The organism is Caulobacter zeae, from assembly GCF_002858925.1.
Lineage (GTDB): Bacteria > Pseudomonadota > Alphaproteobacteria > Caulobacterales > Caulobacteraceae > Caulobacter > Caulobacter zeae.
In genome coordinates this window covers 97,497-117,107 of the sequence record NZ_PJRS01000010.1, presented here as the reverse complement: position 1 = coordinate 117,107, position 19,611 = coordinate 97,497, and the positions used below count along the sequence as shown (strand labels likewise).

Sequence of the window (19,611 nt, the reverse complement as noted above, 5' to 3'; positions counted from 1 at the left end):
AAAGGGTTTTGGTCAGCCTTTCGCCAGATAGACGAAGCGGATCACGAACAGCGCCGCCAGGACCACGAGCAGCCAGTCGCCCTTGCGCAGCTTGCCGGTCACGGCCTTCAGCACGGCGTAGCTGGTGATGCCGAACGCCAGGCCGTTGGCGATCGAGAAGGTCAGCGGGATGATGATCACCGTCAGGAAGGCCGGGATGGCCACCGTCGGGTCGGCCCAGTCCACTTCCGCCAGCGACCCGATCATCAGCGCGCCCACCAGCACCAGGGCCGGGGCGGTGGCGGCGGCCGGGATGGCCTGGACCAGCGGGGCGAAAAACAGGGTGATCAGGAAGAGGATCCCGACCACCACGGCGGTCAGGCCGGTGCGGCCGCCGGCGGTGACGCCCGAGGCGCTCTCGATGTAGCTGCAGACGGTGCTGGTGCCGGCCGCCGCGCCGATCATGGTGGCGGCGGAGTCGGCGGTGAGGATGCGGTTGAGGCGCGGGATCGTGCCGTCCGGTTCGACAAGGCCCGCCTTCTTGGTGACGGCCACCAGGGTGCCGACATTGTCGAACAAATCGACGAACAGGAAGACGAAGATGATCTCGAGCAGGGCGACGCCCATGCCGCCTTGCAGGTGCAGGGCCGCGCCGACGTCCATCTTGAAGAAGGTCGCCGACAGGTCCGACAGGCTGTAGGCGCCAGGCGTGAACTTCGACAGGCCCAGGAGCCAGCCGGCGATCGCGGCCAGCAGGATGCCGATCAGGATCGCGCCCTTCACCCGCCAGGCCTGGAGGGCGGCGATGAGGACGAGGCCGATCAGGGCCAGGGCGGCCGAGGGCGTGGTCAGGTCGCCCAGGGCCACGGCCGTGGCCGGGTTGGCGACGATGACGCCGGCGCTCTTCAGGCCGATGAAGGCGATGAACAGGCCAACGCCCGCGGCGACCGCCGAGAACAGCGGCCGGGGGATGGCCGCCACGATCATCTGGCGAATGCCTGCCACGGTCAGGATGAGGAAGGCCACGCCCGAGATGAACACGCAGCCCAGCGCGGTTTCCCACGGCACGCCCATGCCCTTGACCACGGTGTAGGTGAAGTAGGCGTTGAGGCCCATGCCGGGCGCGAGCGCCAGCGGATAGTTGGCGATCAGGCCCATCAGGATCGAGCCCAGGCCGGCCGCCAGGCAAGTGGCGGCGGCCACGGCGGCGATCGGCATGCCGGTCTCGCCGAGGATCGCCGGATTGACCACGACAATGTAGGCCATGGTCATGAAGGTGGTGAAGCCGGCCAGCACCTCGGTGCGGACGTTGGTCCCCAGGGCCTGCAGCTTGAAGAGGCGTTCGAGCATGGCTTAGCGGGCTCCGACCTTGGGCAGGGCCAGCGCGCGGCGGTCCCAGTTCTTGACGAGATCGCGGGCGACGACGCCCCCGACGAGGAATTCGGCTTCGAAGGCGGCCTTGGCCCCATCGTCGTGCAGCACGCGCGGGAAGGTCGGCTCGCCCAGCGGCGGGCGCGTGTAGTTGCTGGCGGTGCGCAGCACCAGAACCCGGCGCCGGTCGATGCGGCCGCTATCGGCATGGGCGTCGAGCACGTCGAGGATCCCCTGGTCTTCGCAGTCGCTCATGGTGAAGGTCCCCGCGCCGTCGGTCCAGAGCTTGACCCAGTCGCGGGCCCACTGGGTGCGATGCGTACCGTGCCAGAAGCGCACCGCGCCCAGGGCGTCGCCTTGCAGCACGAACGGCGGACGGGCGGCGTTGGGCTCCTTAACGTAGCCGGCGCGTAGTTTCACGAGGTCGGGATTGTCGGGCAGCGCGACGGCCTTGGTCAGGTCGTAGGCCCAGTCGACCAGGTCGCGATCCAGGGTCCAGACCATGGCGCTGGAGCCCTCGGCCCTGCCCTTCACGTTGGGGCGGTCGGCGTCGTTGGAATAGAGGCCGTAGGGCCAGTCGGCGGGGATCTCGCGGTCGTCGACCTCGTAGATCGGGTCGGCGTCGACGACGTAGCGGGCCCAGGCGGCGCTGCCGACAGAGGCGGACGCAGGATCGACGCCGGCGATGCCGCTGACGATCCAGTAGGCTTTCGACAGATCGAACTGGTTGGACAGGATCAGGGCCGCGACGCTTTCACGGGTGCGTCCGCGCATGTCGCTGACGATGGCCAGCACGCCGTCGTCGGAATAGCGCGCGACGTGGCGGATGCCCGGCACCTTGATCTGCCGCTTGAGGGGCCAGCCCTCGACCCAGGGCTGGAACTCGCCGGCCACGTCGCCGGTGTCGGCGCCGATCTCGAAGGTGGTGACGACCACCACCTTGATCGGGATCGGCTTGGCGGCCGCCAGGGTCGGAGCAGCCGCTCCAAATAGCGCCGCCAGAGCGACCAATGTTCTCAAGATCCAAGCCCGCATGCCTGCCCCGCTACGTCAAAAACGGCGCGAAAATCGTCGGAAGCGGCGGGGGATGCAACAGCTTCGCCGCCGGGCCTTCCTGCGTCGGCGCGCGCGGGGCTAGGGTGCGCGCGAATCGACCACGGAAAGCCCTCTCCATGCGTATCGTCCCGACCTTCGCCCTGACCTGCGCGGCCCTGCTGGCGCCCCTGGCGAGCCAGGCCGCCGAACGCCTGGACGCCGCGCCGCGCACGGCCGTGGTCAGCGCCTTCCCGCCGGAGATGGCGGCGCTGGAGGCGGCGACCTCGGGCAAGCAGGAGTTCACGGCCGCCGGCGCCCGCTTCGTCACGGGCACGCTGGAGGGCAAGCCGGTGGTGCTGTTCCTGTCGGGGATCAGCATGGTCAACGCGGCCATGACCACCCAGGCCGCGCTCGACCGCTTCCACGTCACCCGCATCGTGTTCTCCGGCGTGGCCGGCGGCGCGGATCCAGAGCTGGAAGTCGGCGACGTAGTGGCGCCGGAGACCTGGGCCCAGACCTCGGAAATGGCCTATGCCCGCGAGGTTCCGGGCGGCTTCGCCCCCACGCCGGGCCTGGTCAGCGACCTGCCCAATTTCGGCATGATGCATCCGCGCGCGGTGACGGTGAACCAGGACCCGGCCAAGGCGGAAGACCGGCTGTCGTTCGCCGCCGATCCCGAACTGATCGCGCTGGCCCGCAAGAGCGTCGAAGGCCTGGCGCTCAAGCGCTGCGCAGCCGACCAGTGCCTGACCAAGCCGCCCAAGGTGGTGGTCGGCGGGGCCGGCGGCTCGGGGCCCGTGTTCGTCGACAACGCCGCCTTCCGCGACTACGCCCACAAGACCTTCGGCGCCCGCGTGCTCGACATGGAAAGCGCCGCCGTGGCCCAGGTCGCCTACGTCAACAAGACCCCGTTCATCGCCTTCCGCAGCCTGTCGGACCTCGCCGGCGGCGATCCGGCCACGAACCAGTTCCCGGTTTTCCTGCGCCTGGCGGCGGATAACTCGGCCACCGTGGTGCGGGCGTTCGTGAAGGCGTTGCCCTGAATCCTTCTCCCCTTGCGGGAGAAGGTGTCGGCGGTAGCCGACGGATGAGGGGTCTCTCAGACACAAAACGCCGCGACAGCTGATCGGCTGTCGCGGCGTTTCTGTTTGTGCGACCCCTCACCCGACCCGCTTCGCGGGCCACCCTCTCCCGCAAGGGGAGAGGGATCAGGTCTTCAGCGGATCCTTGGCGTTCGGATCGCCGTAGGTCAGCGACACGAACACATCCTCCAGGTCGGGATCTTCCGTCGCGATGTCCTTGATCGACACGCCGGCCGCGCGCACGGCGGCCAGCACGTGCTCGACGCTGGACTGGCCGGTGCGGTAGCTGACCGAGAAGGCGCCGCCCGCCCGGCCCTTGGTGTCGAAGCCTTCCAGCGCCGGCGGCGTCGCCAGCGGGCTCTCCGGCGTCACCACCACGTTGCGGATGTCCATGCGGCCCAGCAGCGTCGGGGTCGGCTCGCACACCACCACCTCGCCGCGGTTGACGATGGCGATCTGGTCGCACAGCTCCTGGGCTTCTTCCAGGTAGTGGGTGGTCAGCACGATGGTCACGCCCAACTCGTGCAGGCCCTTCACATATTCCCACAGCTGGCGGCGCAACTCGACGTCGACGCCGGCGGTCGGCTCGTCGAGGATCAGCACCGGCGGCTGGTGGACCATGGCTTTCGCCACCATCAGGCGCCGCTTCATGCCGCCCGACAGCTGGCGGACGTAAGCATTGGCCTTGTCGCCCAGGCCCAGGGCGTTCAGCAGCTCGTCGGTGCGGCGCTCGCTCTTGGGCACGCCGTAATAGCCGGCCTGCACCTCAAGCGACTCGCGCGGGGTGAAGAAGACGTCGGCGGCCAGTTCCTGCGGCACCACGCCGATGGCGGCGCGGGCGTCGCGCGGCCGCTCGTCGATGTCGCGGCCCCAGATCTTCACCGTGCCGCTCGACTTGCGGGTCAGGCCGGCCAGGATGTTGATGAAGGTCGACTTGCCCGCCCCATTAGGACCAAGGAGCCCGAAGATCGAGCCGCGCGGCACCTTCAGGTCGATGCCGTTCAGGGCGCGCTTTTCCGGCGCCGTCTTGGTGGCGGGATAGGTCTTGAACAGGCCCTCGGCTTCGATCGCGTAGGCAGGCAGGTCCATGAAGCGTCCAATCGGGGGCGGAAGGCTTTGAAAACAGAGGCGTGCGCGGCTTCGTCGAATTGACGCGGCGCCGACGCGTCGCATAGGTATGCCTCGTTCGCCGCCTAGCCAAGGCCGCGCTCAGAATTCGAAGGTAGTTCCCCCATGGCCAAGGCCAAGTCCGAAGCTCCGACCGCCCCCACCGCCATGGACGTCGCCGTCAACGCCGGTCCGGCGCCGGAGATCGTCCACGTCCATTCGCACCGCATCGCCTGCGACGGCGTCGGCGGCGCGCTGGGCCACCCGCGCGTGTGGCTGGAGATGGGCGCGGCCGGCTCGGTCGACTGCCCCTATTGCGACCGCCGCTTCATCGCCGCCGAGCATGCCGGCCACGACGAGGACGAGCGCCTGGCTCCCGGCGTCTACGAAGGCCCGAGCGGCCACTAGGGCCGGCTAGCCAAGATGGACGATTCCTCGCTGACCGGCCCCCGGGCCGAGACCCTCGCCAAGGCGTGGGAAGCCGCCGAGTGGCCGCACGACCCGCCGGTCCTGCGCGCCATCGCCATGCCGTCCGACACCAACCCCGAAGGCGACATCTTCGGCGGCTGGCTGCTGTCGCAGATGGACCTGGCCGCGGCCTCGATCGCCTTCCACCGGGCGGCCGGCCGCTGCGCGACCATCGCCGTCGACGGCATGGTGTTCATCAGCCCGGTGTTCGTCGGCGACGAGGTCAGCCTGTTCGCCCGTATCATCCATACGGGACGCACCTCGCTGAAGGTCGAGGTCGAGGCCTGGCGCCGCCGCCGCGACGGCGAAAAGGCCCACAAGGTGACGCAGGGCGTGTTCACGTTCGTCGCCATCGGCGAAGATCGCAAGCCGCGTCCGCTGCCGTAATTCAAGACGCTCCCCCGAAGGGGGAGCTGTCGGCGAAGCCGACTGAGGGGGACGCAACGCATCCCCTATTCCCAACATCGTCATTCCGGCCGGACGCTCGCGTCAGCGGGCGGTAGGGCCGGGCCCCAGGAGACTGGGCGCTCGGGCTGAAGCCATCACCCGAGCGCTGGCCGGCGCATTGCGGCCGCCCTTGGATCCCGGATAAGCGCTGCGCGCTTTCCGGGATGACGAGCTTTTTCGCAATCTGAGTTACAGGCCCTTGGCCACGCCCTCGCGACGCGGATCCGCGCCGCCCTCCAGCTTGCCGCCGGCGCGGACGATCACGCCGTGCAGACCCGAATTCTCGTTCTGGCCTTCTTTGACCATCACGCCGCGCGCCTGCAGGGCGGCGGTCAGCTCGGGGCCGAAGCGGTTCACTTCCCCCGAGAACGTATCCCCCCGCGCCACCAGGTTCGGCAGCGCCACGGCGTCCTGCATCGACAGGCCCCAGTCGAACACTCCGACCATGGCCTTGAGGTTATAGGACAGGATGGCCGAGCCGCCCGGCGAGCCGACCGCGGCCAGGAACTTGCCCTTGTTGTCCAGCACCACCACCGGCGACATCGACGAGCGCGGGCGCTTGCCGCCGGCCACGGCGTTGGCGCCGGGCAGGCCGTCCTTGTCGATCGGCGCGAAGTTGAAGTCGGTCAGTTGGTTGTTGAGGAAGAAGCCGCCGACCATCCGACCCGAGCCGAAGATGCTCTCGACCGTGGTGGTCATCGACACCACGTTGCCCGCCGCATCGACGATGACGAAGTGGGTCGTGCCGCCCGGCTCGATCGTCGAGTCCGGGCCGACCTTGGGCGCGCCCTTGGGCAGGCCGAAGCTCGGGGCCGGGCCGGCCGTCTCGCCGATCAGCTTGGCGCGTTCCTTCACATAGGCCGGCTCCAGCAGGCCCTCGACCGGCACGCTCACCTTGCCCGGATCGCCGACATAGCGGTCGCGGTCGGCGTACATCACCCGCTCGGCCTCGGCGATCTGGGTCCAGGCGATCGGGTCGTTCTGGTTGCGCTTGGAAATGTCGGTGTGCTCGAGCATCAGCAGCGCCTGCAACAAGGAGACGCCGCTCGACGACGGGTTGGGCACGCAGACGCTGTAGACCTTCCACGGCCGGCACAGGGCGTCGGCGCTGCGTGGCTTATAGGCCTTCAGGTCGGCCAGGGTCATGGCCGAGGGACGCTCGCCCTCGTGCAGCTTGGCGACGATGGCTTCCGCCAGCGGGCCTTCATACAGCGCCGAGGGGCCCTCGGCGGCCAGGCGGCGCACGGTGGCGGCGTAGGCCGGGTTCTTCAGGGCCTCGCCGGCCTGGTAGCGCTGGCCGTCCGGCTTGGTGAAATAGGCCGCCGCGTCCGGCGTCTGGCCCTGGGGCGAACGGCCGTTGATCATCGAGGCCAGGCGCGGGCTGACGACAAAGCCCTGGTCGGCCAGCTTTTCGGCGTCGAGGAACAGGCGATCCCAGCCGATGGCGCCATGCTCCTTCTGGGCCTGGGCCAGCATGGCCACCGCGCCCGGCACGCCGGTCGAGCGGCCCGACAGCACCGCTGAGATGAACGACACCGGCTTGCCGTCCTCGCCCAAGAACAGGGCAGGCGTCGCGCCAGCCGGAGCGGTCTCGCGGCCGTCATAGGCCGTCACCTTGCCGGTCTTGGCGTCGTAGAAGACCATGAAGGAACCGCCGCCCAGGCCCGAGCTCTGCGGCTCGACCAGGCCCAGCACCGCCTGCACGGCCACGGCGGCGTCGACGGCAGAGCCGCCCTCGCGCAGCACCCGCAGGCCCGCTTCCGTCGCCAGCGGATTGGCCGAGGCCACCATGCCGCGCGGGCTGTACGCGGCGGCTGCGCCGGCGGTGGCCGGGGCGGTTCTGGGGACGGTCGCCGCCGCCTGCGGCCCCATCGCGGTCGCGCAGCCGGCGATCCCTCCGCAAGCGGTCAGGACGGCGAGGGCGGCGAGAACGGGCAGGCGCATGGGCGGATCCTTCGGGCGAGGGCGCGGAACAGGCCGCCCGGCGCGTCGGAAATCCGACTCGGACAGCGGAGATTCGACGAACCATGCCCCCGACGCCGCCACCACGCTCGCGAAAAATCGCCGCCGCACGCCCCTGCGACATCTTTTTCACGCCCACAAATCCTTATGCGCCAAGGGTTCGCGCAGTTATCCACCGAACTCGGCGACTTTCTTGCGACAAGACGCTTGCACACCCCAGGGGTACGGGGTATCTCCCCCGCCTCGCCGCAAGGCAGTGCGCGCCCGTAGCTCAGCTGGATAGAGCATCAGACTACGAATCTGAGGGTCGGACGTTCGAATCGTTCCGGGCGCGCCATTCTTCTCCCCTAGAGATTTTTCGGTTTTCGACAGATTGAAGCGCGCGGTTCTGATCGCCGGCGCGCCGTCGTATCGCGCGCCGGGCGCGTCTTTTCGGGTTTGCACCCAAAGATAGAAAACGTCGTTTTGCGAGGTGGCGCCTCCTGATAGGCTCGGCGGCCGGAAATGGTCACGCGGTCCGGGGGGCGCATGAGTGATCTGGACTTGCCGGCGGGGCTCGAGCAGGGGCCTTTGCAGCCGGGCGATCTGGCGCAGATCCACGAATCCCTCTGGCGCGCCTATGACATCGAGACGCTGGACCGGCGCCTGGGCTTCAGCTGGGGTGCGCGGATCGAGCAGGAAGTCGGCGTTGCCGGCGGCAGCAAGAAGGTGTTCGGGAGGCTGCTGGACTGGGCGGAGGAGGCCGGCCGGGCGCGGGACCTGCTGGCGCTGGCCTGGACGGGCAAGCCCGGCAATCCCTATCTGCGCGCCGCCGCCGAGCGCCTTTTGCCCGACCTGGAGGCGGCCGGGGCGCCGTACGTCGCGGGGGTGAGCCTCGCGCCGCTGCCCCAGGACCGTCTCGAGGCCCTGGTCGCGAAACGCTCCAGGATCGTCGACTTCACGCAATTCCAGGCCAGGCTGACGCGACTGGCGGGCGCGATCTGCCGGATCGAGGATGCGGGCGGACCGCGGGGCACGGGCTTCCTGGTCGGCCGCCGGCATGTGCTGACCAACCACCATGTGGTTTCGGCCGCCATCGCCGACCCGTCCCTGGGCGCGGGCCTCGTCTGCCGGTTCGACTACCGCCGGAACGCCGACCGGAGCACGACGGCGGGCGTCGAGGCGCGCCTGGCCGAGGACTGGCATGTGGACAGCCGGCCGTATTCGCAGAGCGACGTGACCGGGACCGGAGATCCGGCCGCGGGGGAGCTGGATTTCGCGCTTCTGAAACTGGCCGGGCCCATCCCGGTCGAGCGCCAGTCGCTTGATCTTGCCAGTACGCCCCCGGTCGTGGTCCCGGGCGACGTGGCGCTTGTGGCGCAGCACCCGGGCGGGGATCCGTTGTCGGTCGCCTACGGCGTGGTGACGGCGTTTCCGGCCAATGGCCTGCGCTATCGCTACAATGTCACGACCGAACCGGGGGCTTCGGGCTCGCCCGTGCTCAGCGCCGACCTGGACGTCATCGGCCTGCACCACGCCGCCGATACAGCCCAGGTTCCACGCTTCAACCAGGCCGTGCCTCTGCACCTCGTCGCCCGGGCGATCGCCGAGCGGCATGACCTGGCGGCGCTGTAGTGGCCTCGCCCCCCTCGCTGCAGGACGAGGCGTTGCAGACGATCGTGGCGCGCGCCTATGGCGGTGGTCGGCGCCAGGACTACCTGGCCTTCAACGCCGTGTTCGAGGGCGTCATGCAGGCGAGCCTGGGCATGCTGGTCGGCGGCGACGACGAGCCGATGCTCGTTCTCGTCGACGGGGCGTTCAGGCTGGTCGAGGCTGAAGGGCCCGACGCCGTCCTCAAGATCGTGGCGGCGCTGTTCCTGGCCCTGCCCGGCAACCGCGACCTGCGCCTCTGGGTGGGGGGCCGCAGCCCCGAAGTCCTGGCCCTGGTCACGGAGGCCGACTTCCTGGCCGCCGAGCGGGCGGCGCAAGGGGAGCGGGTGGCCGTGATCTCCAACGTGCTCGACGGCATCAGGGAAAGGGGCCTGTCGCAGAAGATCGGCCAGCTGGCGCGCGATGACCTGGGGCTGGTCGACCAGAACCTGCGGCGCCTGAGCTTCGCCAAGCGGGTGCACGACATCCTGCACACCGTGCAGACCAGCTCCTATGCCGAGCTCGGACCGTTGCTGGCGTCGGGCGCGGCGCTGACTTTCGAGACCGTCTCGACCGTCAAGATGCACGTCTGGTCCCTCAAGCAGGCGCTGGGGCAGCTGGAAGAGCATCTCGCCGACACGGTCGATGTCGACCGGGCCTGGGTCGATGACTTCAAGGCGGCGATCGGCCAGATCGAACAGGGGCAGGCCGATCCCGACGCGCTGCGCGAGGGGCTGTTCACGCTGCGGGGCATCCTGCGGATGCAGCTGATCGCCTACGACCAGCAGATCGTCGCGGCGGCCGATCGCATTCCGTTCAACGACGTGTTGAAGTTCCTGCAGGACAACGCCAAGCTGGAGATCTTCTCCTCGCCGGCGGCGTTGCAGGCGCTGGACGCGGCGTCCCACGAGCTGGTCAATCTCGATCTGGTGCTGCGCCAGACCCTGTCGCTGCACCGCTACTGGCAGGGCGTCGACGCCGAGCTGTGGCTGCTCGAGCGGGAACTGGAGGCGAGCGAGCCGAGCCGGGCCATGCTCAAGGCGCACTGGAGCACGCTGTCGCGCGCGCTGGACACCCTGCGCCGCACCGCGCCTGACATGTGGGACGCCAACATGGACGGCGCCCGCCTGTATGTCGACGAGAGCCTGGCCGGGGCTGCGCCCGGGGCCGCCGTCAGCGCCCTGCGGACCTTCGTGCGCATCGGCCGCCTGCAGTTCTTCGGCGTCGACAAGGCCGTTCTCGACCAGTGCAACCGCATCAGCGCGCTGCGCCGCCCCATCGAAGAGCTGTTGAAGGAGACGTAGATGGCGAGCGCCTTGCGATACTCCGCGACCCTGTCGCTGCCCGCTGTCCGGGCCCGGCACCTGCGCCTGATGCAGGGCTGGAGCGACATGGGCGACGAAGAGCGGCGGCAGCAGGCCACGGAGCTGCGCCACACGGCGTCGGCGCTCGGCAAATGGCTGCAGGATCCGGCGGAGCGCGACGCGGCCCAGGGCGTCGTCGACTACTGGACCAGCGCCCTGGCCGGCTTGCCGGGCCAGGCGTTCCCGGACCTGCTGCGCCTGGACGCGCCCGATCCCGAGGCGGGGGCGGCCGTCGAGGAGCGGGCGCGCACGGTCTATGACGGCCTGGCCCCGGACGAGCAGGACCAGGCGCGCAAGCTGTTCCTGCGACTGCTGGGAGGGCCGGTCGGGCCGGACGACGCGCGAGGCGATCCCGATCTCGATCGAGTCCGGCGACGCTTTCAGGACGAGGGCGTCATCGTCGAGGGGCCGGGCGACGAGGGGCTGGTCATCGCCCACAGGGCGCTGCTGATCGCCAACTGGCCGCAGCTCGACGGCTGGAGCGCCGATCGCGCGCTCGACGAGGCGATGGTCCTGAAGCTGGAGAAGTCGGGCGTCCTGTGGGCGCGCTACGGGCGGGTGGACGACCTTCTGCGGGGGCGCGCGCTTTCGCAGGCCTTGCCCTATCGCGAGCATTCGCCCGGCATCGCCGACTATATCGACGCCAGCCTCCGGCGCCGGGCCGCCCGTCGCGTCGGGCTGGCCGGCGCCGTGGCCGGCGCGGCCCTGGTGATCGGCGGCTTCGTCTGGACGACGCTTTTCCTGAACCGCGAGCTGAAAGCCACGGAACGCAGCAACGTCACCCTCGAGAAGAACAACACCACGCTGAAAAACACCGTCGATGAACTCATCCAGCCCTCGGACACGACCCAGGCGAAGGCCGAGGTCGCCAAGGCCGGCGAGCCGCCCGGCGTCGAGGGCTACATCTGGATCGGCGGGCAGTCGCAGGCGCTGCTGGCGGGCTATCCGGACGGCGAGCGGGTGACGCCGGGAGGCGTAGTCAAGGACGGCGTCTATCGGGCGCGGGCCAATATCGCGCTTCGGCAAGGCTATCCGGACGAGAACTACAACTCTGCGCCGCGTACGGGGGTGGTCGGCGACGGCGCCTTGCTGACGGCTCTCGACGCCCCGTTCGCGATCGCGCGGCCTTCGGGCCCGCAATACTGGCTGCACGTACGGCAGGCGATCACGGTCTACATCCAGTACCGGGGGCGGCCGGAACAGGCGGCCGCCCTGCGGCGGCGGCTGCTCGACCTGGACTACGACGTGCCGGAGCCCGAGAACCGCAGCGATAATCGGATCCCCATCGCTCAGGTCCGCTATTTCCGAGACGAGGAAACGCCTTTCGCGACGCGGTTGAGGGGCGACCTGGCCGGGGCGCTCGGCGGCGAGCCCGTCCTGCCAGCGTATCGCCGGCATGCAGCCCGATCGGACCTATGTGCTGGAGGTCTGGGTCGACTTCACCGCCAAGCCCACGGCGTCGCCGGTCCGGCCCTGCGCCTAGGGGCGGTAGTCCGGGCGCGGCGGGACGGGCCAGTGCTGCTGGTAGTGGGCGTCCGCCGTGAACGACGGCGTGCGCCGCTCGCCGGTGCGCCAGTCGCCGAAGGCCTTCGACCAGGTGTCGGCCTCCTTGGCGTAGGCCCCGCCGCCCGCCACGCGCACCGTCTGGTACATGATCGTGCGGCGCGGAAGGCTGACGCCCAGGTCGTCCATCGCGTCCAGGAAGATGCGGTCGGCGAAGGGACGCTTCCCAGGTTCGCCGATCAGGTAGAGCCAGTCGTGCAGGACCGCGGCCTTGGCGTGCCTGCCGAACGGCGGGAACACGCCTCGCGCGGCCGCCGGGATCGAAGCGAAGTCGGTGACATAGCCTTCGGGGACGTCGACCTGCGCGCCTGAGGCCGGGTGAATGTAGCGGAAGGCGAAGGTCACGATGGCGCAGGTGCGCCCCTCCTTCTCGTCCTCACTGTCCAGGATGGCCACCACCAGCGGCTTGGGCATGACCTGGGGATAGGCCTCCAGGCCTTTCTCCAGAGGGGGCTGGAGGGTCACGAAGGGCATGGCGGATCTCCTCGGCCGCGGCCAGGGCGTGTCCCGGACGAAGGGTGCGCGCCCTTTGCGTGTGTCGATTTTGTCGGGCGCTTCATAGTTGTGTAACGGTCATTTCAAGCTCAATCTTGAGCTTGGGGGATGCGATGGTCAGCAGGACGGATATCGAGGACGCCATACGGGACGATCTCGTGCGCGCCGAGCAGGCTCTGAAGGCCATCCAGGGGGGCGCTCAGCCTCCCGTGACCCTAGAAGCGCTGAGGCCCGTGGCCGAGGAACGCGGCATGTCGTTGGAGAGCATGCTGGCTGACCGGCTGGAGAAGCAGGGGCTGCTCGAAGCGTATGGCGAGGCGCTGGCCGGGCGCGAGACCGCAGCGCCCATGGACCGGCGCGTCGTCGATTTCAGCGCCTTCGAGCGGGTCGGAAAGGCGGCGGCCTGCCGGATCGTGCTGGGCGACAACATCACCGGATCGGGCTGCCTGATCGGGCCCAGCCTGGTGCTGACGGCTTGGCACGTGATCGCCAGCGGAGCGCCCGGCAGCGTCGATCCAATCCGCGAGCCGATCAGCGTGCTGCTCGCCGACCAGACGCGGCGCAGCGTGCTCAAGGTCAGCCATTACCTGTCGCCCTGCACGATCGCGGAGTTCGCCAACCAGTTTCCGGCCAACGACGCCGACTTCGTCGACTGTCACGACGTGGCGTTGTTGCGGTTGAGCCGCCCGGACGGCATGCGGCTGAACTTCCTGCGCGTGCCGGACGTCGCGCCCAGGCTGCCGTCGCAGGCCAACGTGTTCGTCCTCGACTTCCCGAAGGGGCGTCCAATGGGCTGGGGCGTCGGCCGCGTCGACCCCATCGTCGGCTTCGAGGCTCGTGTTCCGCATGACAGCGCCACCGACGGCGGTTCGTCCGGGGCGGCCTGCGTCAATACACGCTACGAACTGGTGGGCATCCACCAGGGGCGGTGGGCCCTGGCGCGCCGGCTTGTGCCGTTGGCCCGCTTCCATGGGCCGGTCATGGAGCAGGTGCGGACCGACGTCGCGCCCAGGTTCCTGTGGTCCCTGACCGATACGCTCGATGGCCAGTTGGTCATCGGCCGCGATCTCTTCTTCGAAGGGGTGGCGGAGGCCTCGCGCCCCGGCGCACGCGTTCGCGGCCTGCGGGTCAGTCGCCTGGACGTCAAGGCGGGAACCGCGGGCTTGGCCTTTTCGGCGGCGCTGCTGGAGAACGTGCTGGAGCGTGACCCGGGCCGTCACGTCCTGATCCGCCTGGGCTTCGACCAACCCCTGCAGGACCTGCTGGGGCAGGTTCGCCGGCGCGCCGCCGAGGCCGGCCTGACGCTGGAGCCCGATGTGGCGCCGGAGGGGGCGCGGGCCGGCGACACGACGCCCGAGGCGGCCGCTGGCGACGAGGCTCGGCGGCTGGCGCAGGCGCTGGACGCTGCGGTTCTGGCGAAAGGTCCCGACCGACTCCTGTGGTTCTTTTTCGAGAACCCGGCCGCGGGGCTGACCGAAGGCGAGCGGATCGCTTTCGAGGCGTTCGTGGGCGCGGCGCTCAAGCAACCGCGACTGCGGATGGTGATTGCCGGCTTCGAGACTATCAGCACCCCGGGCGCGGAGTTCGCCGACGCTGGGGCGGGCGTTGGCGAGGGGCCGGCCGGCCTGGTCGTGGACTATGTAGGCCATATCAAGCGCCGCGAGGTCGAGATCCTTGTCGAGCGCGCGGGGCGCGCCTTGCAGCTGGACCTGGGGGACGTCGGCGTTCGGCAGATCACGAACCGGGCGCTCAAGAACTTGCCTCAGCAGAACGGCGTCTTCGACATCGTCCACAGCGTCGAGATCGTGGCCGTCGTGCGCGAGAGGCTGGCCGAGTGGCTCGACGACCAGGAGGACCGGTCGTGAATGTTTCCGATCCCCCGCCGCCGGAGCTGGAACCGCCGCTTCCCGAACTGGATGCTGCGGCGCCTTCGCTGACGGTGATGGAGGCCGGCGCCGAGGAGGCGATCGGGTTCGCGCGTGAGTACGCGGCCCTTTCAGGTCCCTTCGCGCCGGGCGACGCGCTGCGCGCGGCGGGCGCGTTCGGCGCGGACCAGCCGCTGGACCTGGCCGTCTCGGTGTCCGCGGCGCTGGCGGCGGCCTGCGACACCGGCGTCGGAAAGGCGGGGGCGTGGCTGCTGCGCGCCAGCGAACGCGCCTGGGACCTGAAGCGGCTGTCCGATCAGGGCCTGCTCGAGGTCGCCAAGCTCTGGCGCCGCAAACAGGGCATGGATCCGGCGACGAACGATCTGCTCGACGCGTTGGACGGCAGGGGCGATTTCTCGAGCGCCGCGGTGGCGGCCGCGCTGGAGGCGACGGAGGCGGGAAGGGACGGGGCCCTGCCCGATCTGCCCAGGCTGGCGGCGGCGCTGGAATGGAGCGGAGGGTTCGCACCGGCGGCTTCCCTGCTGGCGCGCGTGCAGGCGGCCCTGAGCCGCGCCGACCAGAAGCGCCGCGGCGACCTGCTGCTCGAGGACGGCTTCCATGGGCGCGAGGACCTGTCCCAGGCGCTGGTCGATTGGATCCGGGCGCCGGAGGACAGGCAAGGCCGGGTCCGTGCGCTCTATGTCAGCGGCCTGCCCGCGATCGGCAAGTCGACGCTTCTGGAGCATGCCTTGCGGCAGGTGGCCGGGCTTGGCGTGAATGTCGTCGTGGCGAGGCTGGATTTCGATCGAGCCAGCCTGGACGTGCTGGATCGCCTGGGACTCAGCCTCGAACTGGCGCGTCAAGTCGCCAGCCAGGCGCCGGAAATCGCCGCCGAACTGCGCGCGGCGCGCCTCGAGGCGGTCTCCACGCGGGAAGCCAGGGTCAAGGGCGGCAGAGGCCGAGGCTTTCTGCCGTACGCCCTGATCGAAGCGCTCTCCGACTATCTGCGCGATTCCAAGCGCAGGCTGGTGATCGTGCTGGATACGCTGGAGGTGCTGCGCGGCCGCGGTGAAACCCATCCGGGCCAGCTGTTCGAATGGCTCGACCAACTGCGCAGGGCCGGCTTGGGTCCGTTGGTGGTTGTCGCGGCCGGTCGAGGAGACGCCTTGGAGCCGGTCCAGGACCGGGTGGCCGTGCCGCTGGCCCTCGACAGTCTGACGGAGACGGACGCCGCGGCCCTGCTGGCGCAGTCCCAGACGCCGCCGCAGCTGTGGGGCGCGATCATCCAGCGCGCCGACGGCGACCCCATGCGGCTGCGCCTGCTGGGCGCGGTCGCCCGGCGCGAGGGCGCGGCCGGCCTGGAAAGGGATGAAGGCGCGACCGTCACCCTCTATCGAAGCCTGGAATCGCGCCTGGGCGGCCGTCACGGCAAGATAGCGCGCTTCGTCCCCTTGTTTCGCCGCTTCGACAGCAGGCTGCTGGGCGAGGTCATCGCGCCAGTCGTTGTTCGCAGGCGGCTGAGCGCGGTCGATGCCGCCGACCTGTGGGCGGGTCTCAAGGAGCAGACCTGGCTGATCGGAGGGCAGTCCGCCGCCGGCTGGCTGGAGCCTCACCGCGACATCCGTCGACGGCTGGCGGGCAAGCTTTACGAAGAGGGGTCCGACCTCGCCCACAAGCTGCATAGGCGCGCGGCCCGATGGTTTTCGCGCCAGGCCGCGCCCTGGGCGGCCGCCGAGAGCCTTTACCACCGGCTCCAGGCCACGCGCTGGGAGGAGGACGACGCGCTGAAGGGCATGAACCTGGAAGCGGGCATCGCCTTCGAGCAGAACGACCTGGACGATCTACCCGCGCCCGCCCGCGACGCGGTGCTGAGAGCCAGGGGCGAGCGAAGCTACGAGGGGCGCGGCTACGCCGCCGCAGCGGCGGGCCCGGTCTCGGCCGAAGCGGCCGGGGAGCTGCGGATGCTGATCGGCAGGGGCGACCTGACCGAGGCGATTTCCTTCTACGAGAACGTCTTTCGTCCCGCCTCCATCGATCCCGTCGGCGAAGCGGCCGAGGCGGCGCTGGTCCTGCTCTGGCGGACCGGTCGCTGGCGTGAAGCCCGGCGGTTGGCGGACGAGCGGGCCTGGTCTCGTCCATGGGACGAAGCCCTGTTCGACGCCTGGCCGGAAGCGGCGCTGGTTCGGCTGGAGATGCGGGCCGAATTCAAGTTCGCCGATCTGCGGCGCTGGTTCGGCGAGGCGGGGAACGAGGACAGGCGCGATCGAACGACGCGGCTGATCATGGCCTCCAAGGCCAACCTGGCCGCCGGCGCCTTGGGGTTCGCCGCGGCGCCTCAACGCCTACTGCCGGAACGCACCGACACCGTCGCCGCGGTCCAGGCGCTCTGGTCGCTCGATGCGCCCCGCGAGGATCTGCAGAGCGCGCTCCTGATCGCCGAGGAGCGGCGGCGGCGCATAGACCCGGCGCCGGCGGCCGAGGCGCGTTCCTTCTTTTCCCAGGCGAGGGACGCCCAGGCGATGGCCATCCTGTCGCCGTATGACGATCTCGGCGAGTGGCTGCTGCGCGACCGGCGTGACGGACGCCTCCACGACATGCTGAACGCCCGGGTCGCGGCCTTTCCGGAGTTCGCGGCCCTGCGCCACGACCCCGCCGCGCCGGCCGCTACCTTGTCGGCGCTGGGGCTCACGGCCGAATGGCTGTCGGCGGCCGGCTTTCTGCTAGGCGACCAGGACCTGCGGAGCATCGGCCGCAGCGCCGAGCGCTGGCGCAGCACCGCCGCGGGCTGGTGGCGCTATGGGCGACCGCCGCGCAACTGGCAGGGCGTGGAGACCGGTCTCGACGTCGTCACCGAGGACCGCCTCGAGGACCTGTCTGGCGGCGCTTCGCCCGGCGAGGCCGCGCGCGCCCAACTGGCGGCTTGGGCCGGCGGCGAGGTCGGAATGGCGCGGATCCTGCGCGCCGCCAAGCTCGATCGGCTGAGGGAAGATCTCGCTCAAGCGTCGCCGAAGGAGCCTCGCGAGCAGGCCCAGCGCGCGGCCTCCAAGCTTTCGCGGCGCTGGATCCCCGCCGCTTTCGTGCCCGCTTTGGCGATCCTGGCAATCGAACCCCAAGGGACGGACAGGTCATGAGCACCAAGTTGGAAGAAAGCCGGAACAGGCTGGCGAGCCTGCTGCCGCGCCGGAGCAGGACGATCGAAACCCTGGCCAACGGCGGCGGCCAGCATCTGCACAATCTGGGCCTGAACGCCCCGATTCTCGATACCCAGACACTGGCGCGCGCCCTGGAGGTCGGGCCGGGCAGGCTCGAGGGCATTGGCGTCAACAGCCTGGCGCTGGAGGCGATCGTGCGTATGACGGGCCGCCCGCCGCTGGTCGTGCGCAACAACGCCGTGGTCATCGAGCCGGAGCTGTTGAAGGAGTTTCCGAACACGATCGTCGGTCAGATCAAGAGTGTCGAACCCTCCATCCCCTCCGTGGGCCGGATCGAGTTCGTGAACCACGAGATGGCCTGGGGCGGCACGGGCTGGATCGTGGATCGCAACAGGGACGACGCCCTGGTCGTCACCAACCGCCACGTCGCCAAGCTGGTCGCCAAGCGCAACCTCGACGGCAAGGCCGTCTTCACCCGGTCGCCCTACACGGGCGCCCGCTATGGCGCGAGCATCGACTTCAACGAAGAGGTGGACGCCAGGATCAACGACGCCCGCAATGCGTCGGTCACCGCCATCGAGTACCTCGCGGACGACACCGAGGCCGATGTCGCCCTGCTGCGCGTGGGGCGGCCGGAAGGCGTCGACTGGTCGTGGCCCGATCGCCTGGAACTGGCCGATCACGAAGCCGTCCATGGCGAACTGGTGGCCCTGATCGGGTACCCCGCCTACGACACGCGCAACGACCTTACCGCCATGGAGCAGTACTTCCGCGGTCTCTACGACGTGAAGCGCTTCTCGCCCGGCCAGATCACCCATCCGGCAAGCGCGGGCATCATCATCAGCCACGACTGCACCTCGACGGGCGGCGCGTCGGGCTCGGCCCTGATCAGCCTGGAAAGCCGGGCGGTGGTGGGCCTGCACTTCGCCGGCGAGTACGGCGTGGCCAACAGCGCGGTCTCGGCCGGCACCCTGCGCCGCCTGGCGTTCGGCGCTCGCACCACCGTCGCCGGCGCGGTGCTGAAGGAGAACAGGGACGAAGCGCCGGACGGCGTCCACAGGAAGGCGGACCTGAAGGACCGGGGAGGCTACGATCCGCACTTCCTCGGGGCGGAGCTTGATGTCGGCGCGGAGCTTGATGTCCCCTGGCCCGAGCTCGAAGCCACGGTCGCCGCGGGGCTGGCGAAGCCCGACGACGCGCTGGCGGATCGGCCGCACGAGCTGCGCTACACCCATTTCGGCGTGCTGTTCTCCGAGGCGCTGAAGCTGCCGGCCGCCACCGCGGTCAATATCGACGGCGGGAAAGCCGTTCGCATCAAGCGCGGCGACGACAAGTGGTACGTCGATGCGCGCATCGATCCCGCCTCGCAGTACACCGCCAAGCACTATGCAGACCGGGCCATCGACCGGGGTCACATGGTCCGCCGCGAGGACCCCAACTGGGGGCCCGATGCGACCCAGGCCAATTTCGACACCTTCCACTACACGAACTCGGCGCCGCAGCACTCGCTGCTGAACCAGGGCAAGACCTTGTGGCAGGGGCTGGAGAACTACATCCTCGACAGCAGCCGCAGCGAGGGCTTCCGGGCCTGCGTCTTCACCGGCCCGGTCCTCAACGGCGACTACGAGTATCTGGACGAGGAGGGCGGCGTCCGCGTGCCGCTCGAGTTCTGGAAGGTCGCGGTCATGCCCGTCAAGGTCGGGAACGGCTGGCGCCTTCATGCGACGGCCTACCTGCTCAGCCAGGGCCAGCTGATCCGCAAGCTGCTGGAGGATCGCAACCGCAGCGAGGCGGTGGAGGGCTTCAGCCTCGGCGCCTATCGGACCTTCCAGATCGCGATCAAGGATCTGGAGGAGGCGACGGGCATGAACTTCCATGGTCTGCGGGACCACGACCCCCTGGCCGCCACCAGGGCCGGGACGGAGGCGATCAACGACGGCCTGCCGCTGTTCATCCCGTTGGCCGAGCCTGAGGACCTGGTGCTTTAGGCCGTACCGACAGTCACCGAATGAGACGAAAACCTCATCCTTCGACAAGCTCAGGATGGGGTTTTCTATCGCTTGGGCCTGTAACTGGTCCTCACCCCCCAGTT

Annotated in this window: 13 protein-coding genes, 1 tRNA gene and 1 pseudogene; 10 read left to right on the top strand and 5 right to left on the bottom strand. The window is 69.7% G+C overall.

The features are described 5' to 3' along the window. Positions 1 to 12: 12 nt before the first annotated feature. Together SGCZBJ_RS04070 and SGCZBJ_RS04065 are read right to left on the bottom strand one after the other, a co-directional pair. Entirely contained in the window at positions 13 to 1,329 is a 1,317-nt protein-coding gene (locus tag SGCZBJ_RS04070; protein WP_101716743.1) for an NCS2 family permease, read from the bottom strand. Positions 1,330 to 1,332: 3 nt separating this feature from the next. Then, on the bottom strand, positions 1,333 to 2,385 hold the full coding sequence (locus tag SGCZBJ_RS04065) for a purine nucleoside permease (RefSeq protein WP_101716742.1): 1,053 nt from the start codon (positions 2,383 to 2,385) through the stop codon (positions 1,333 to 1,335). 137 nt (positions 2,386 to 2,522) lie between these two features. Between SGCZBJ_RS04065 and SGCZBJ_RS04060 the strand changes: the two genes are divergently transcribed. Then, positions 2,523 to 3,428 carry a 5'-methylthioadenosine/S-adenosylhomocysteine nucleosidase gene (locus SGCZBJ_RS04060; protein ID WP_101716741.1) on the top strand — a complete coding sequence of 302 codons (906 nt, stop codon included), beginning with the start codon at positions 2,523 to 2,525 and terminating at the stop codon, positions 3,426 to 3,428. A gap of 165 nt (positions 3,429 to 3,593) precedes the next feature. Here the strand turns inward: SGCZBJ_RS04060 and SGCZBJ_RS04055 are convergent, their stop codons facing one another. Beyond that, positions 3,594 to 4,556, bottom strand: a complete 963-nt coding sequence (locus SGCZBJ_RS04055; RefSeq protein ID WP_101716740.1) for an ABC transporter ATP-binding protein — start codon at positions 4,554 to 4,556, stop codon at positions 3,594 to 3,596. Positions 4,557 to 4,700: 144 nt separating this feature from the next. Between SGCZBJ_RS04055 and SGCZBJ_RS04050 the strand changes: the two genes are divergently transcribed. Continuing rightward, complete coding sequence (locus SGCZBJ_RS04050; RefSeq protein WP_101716739.1) at positions 4,701 to 4,982, top strand: zinc-finger domain-containing protein; 282 nt, start codon at positions 4,701 to 4,703, stop codon at positions 4,980 to 4,982. Between the two features lie 15 nt (positions 4,983 to 4,997). After that, positions 4,998 to 5,429 (top strand): acyl-CoA thioesterase, encoded by a 432-nt coding sequence (locus tag SGCZBJ_RS04045; protein WP_101716738.1) that lies wholly within the window; start codon positions 4,998 to 5,000, stop codon positions 5,427 to 5,429. 249 nt (positions 5,430 to 5,678) lie between these two features. Here the strand turns inward: SGCZBJ_RS04045 and ggt are convergent, their stop codons facing one another. Continuing rightward, on the bottom strand, positions 5,679 to 7,433 hold the full coding sequence (ggt, locus tag SGCZBJ_RS04040; protein ID WP_240621409.1) for a gamma-glutamyltransferase: 1,755 nt from the start codon (positions 7,431 to 7,433) through the stop codon (positions 5,679 to 5,681). Positions 7,434 to 7,711: 278 nt separating this feature from the next. On the opposite strand from ggt, the gene SGCZBJ_RS04035 reads away from it, so the two are divergent. The 4 genes and pseudogenes from SGCZBJ_RS04035 to SGCZBJ_RS26410 all read left to right on the top strand — a co-directional run. Beyond that, positions 7,712 to 7,788 (top strand) — tRNA-Arg (locus tag SGCZBJ_RS04035). A 191-nt stretch (positions 7,789 to 7,979) separates the two neighbouring features. Continuing rightward, positions 7,980 to 9,065: a trypsin-like peptidase domain-containing protein gene (locus SGCZBJ_RS04030; RefSeq protein ID WP_165799232.1), complete on the top strand. Its 1,086-nt coding sequence runs from the start codon at positions 7,980 to 7,982 to the stop codon at positions 9,063 to 9,065. Next, complete coding sequence (locus SGCZBJ_RS04025) at positions 9,065 to 10,384, top strand: hypothetical protein (protein ID WP_101716736.1); 1,320 nt, start codon at positions 9,065 to 9,067, stop codon at positions 10,382 to 10,384. Before SGCZBJ_RS04030 ends, SGCZBJ_RS04025 begins: the two co-directional genes overlap by 1 nt. Then, positions 10,385 to 10,993, top strand: a pseudogene (locus SGCZBJ_RS26410) (nSTAND1 domain-containing NTPase); the annotation flags it as partial. It abuts the gene before it with no gap. 930 nt (positions 10,994 to 11,923) lie between these two features. Here SGCZBJ_RS26410 and SGCZBJ_RS04015 read toward each other — a convergent pair. Then, complete coding sequence (locus SGCZBJ_RS04015) at positions 11,924 to 12,481, bottom strand: DUF1353 domain-containing protein (RefSeq protein WP_101716734.1); 558 nt, start codon at positions 12,479 to 12,481, stop codon at positions 11,924 to 11,926. A 134-nt stretch (positions 12,482 to 12,615) separates the two neighbouring features. Here SGCZBJ_RS04015 and SGCZBJ_RS04010 point away from each other — a divergent pair, with 134 nt between their 5' ends. Genes SGCZBJ_RS04010 through SGCZBJ_RS04000 form a run of 3 tightly spaced genes read left to right on the top strand, consistent with a single transcriptional unit; the run spans position 12,616 to position 19,507 of the window. Then, positions 12,616 to 14,367, top strand: a complete 1,752-nt coding sequence (locus SGCZBJ_RS04010; protein ID WP_101716733.1) for a trypsin-like serine peptidase — start codon at positions 12,616 to 12,618, stop codon at positions 14,365 to 14,367. Further along, on the top strand, positions 14,364 to 17,498 hold the full coding sequence (locus tag SGCZBJ_RS04005; protein ID WP_240621408.1) for an ATP-binding protein: 3,135 nt from the start codon (positions 14,364 to 14,366) through the stop codon (positions 17,496 to 17,498). The genes SGCZBJ_RS04010 and SGCZBJ_RS04005 overlap by 4 nt, the downstream gene beginning before the upstream one ends. Continuing rightward, a complete protein-coding gene (locus tag SGCZBJ_RS04000) occupies positions 17,495 to 19,507 on the top strand; it encodes a DNA/RNA non-specific endonuclease (RefSeq protein WP_101716732.1) in 2,013 nt (670 codons plus the stop codon). The genes SGCZBJ_RS04005 and SGCZBJ_RS04000 overlap by 4 nt, the downstream gene beginning before the upstream one ends. The last annotated feature ends 104 nt before the right edge of the window (positions 19,508 to 19,611 follow it).